At 38.2% G+C, this 1254-nt stretch carries 1 protein-coding gene; it reads left to right on the top strand.

Annotation, left to right across the window (positions count from 1 at the left end; translation table 11 throughout):
* The coding region (gene gdhA / locus ACFHWD_RS20580) for an NADP-specific glutamate dehydrogenase (RefSeq protein WP_378062938.1) at positions 1 to 1251 on the top strand (1251 nt) is incomplete at its 5' end.
* Positions 1252 to 1254 lie beyond the last annotated feature (3 nt).

Below are 1254 nucleotides of genomic sequence, written 5' to 3'. Positions count from 1 at the left end.
ATAGGACCAGTATTTGAGAAGCATCCTGAATATATGGAACAAAATCTTTTGGAAAGATTCTGTGAACCTGAAAGACAGATAGTTTTTAGAGTTCCCTGGGTAGATGACAATGGCAAGGTACAGGTCAACAGGGGATTTAGAGTCCAATTTAACGGCTGCATAGGACCATATAAGGGAGGACTTAGATTTCACTCATCTGTTTATATAGGCATTATTAAATTTTTAGGATTCGAACAAATACTCAAAAATTCACTTACAGGCCTTCCAATAGGTGGAGCTAAAGGTGGTTCTGACTTTGATCCAAGAGGTAAATCCGATAATGAAGTAAGAAGATTCTGCGAGAGCTTTATGACTGAATTGTACAGACATATAGGACCGGATGTAGATGTTCCTGCCGGAGATATAGGTGTAGGAGCAAGGGAAGTAGGATATTTATATGGACAGTACAGAAGATTAAAAGGTGTGTTTGAAAACGGTGTTATTACAGGAAAAGGCTTATCTTATGGTGGAAGTTTAGTAAGACCTGAAGCAACTGGGTATGGCGCGACTTATTTCTGTCAGGAAATTCTCAAACATGAAGGAACTGATTTAAAAGGTAAGACCGTGGCTGTATCGGGATTTGGAAATGTTGCATGGGGTGTATGCAAAAAAGTTGCACAATTAGGTGGAAAAGCTGTAACTATTTCTGGGCCGGATGGATACATCTATGATCCAGAGGGAATAGTTACTGATGAAAAAATAAATTACCTGCTTGAGATGCGTGCTTCCGGAAGAGATAAAGTAAAAGATTATGCCGACAAGTTTGGTGTTAAATTCTTCCCTAATGAAAAACCATGGGGAGTTAAAGTTGACATAGTAATGCCGTGTGCTACTCAAAACGACATTCATCTGGAACATGCAAAACAGATAGTGGCAAATGGTATAAAATTTGTATGTGAAGTTGCCAATATGCCTTGCACTAATGAAGCTGAACAATATTTCTTAAAGAATGATATAATACTTGGACCTTCAAAAGCAGTCAATGCAGGTGGAGTTGCAACTTCAGCACTTGAGATGGCACAAAACAGTGAGAGATTATCCTGGTCAGCAGAAGAAGTTGACGAAAAACTCCGTAACATAATGGTTAATATATATAATAATTGTAAAAATGCATCTAAGGAATACGGATTTGGATATAACCTGCTGGCAGGAGCTAATATTGCCGGATTTGTAAAAGTGGCAGATGCAATGTATGCACAGGGAATATACTAATTA

It is taken from the genome of Clostridium sp. MT-14 (genome assembly GCF_042436595.1).
GTDB classification, from domain to species: Bacteria; Bacillota; Clostridia; order Clostridiales; family Clostridiaceae; genus Clostridium_B; species Clostridium_B aromativorans.
This window is presented reverse-complemented; position numbering and strand designations above follow the sequence as displayed.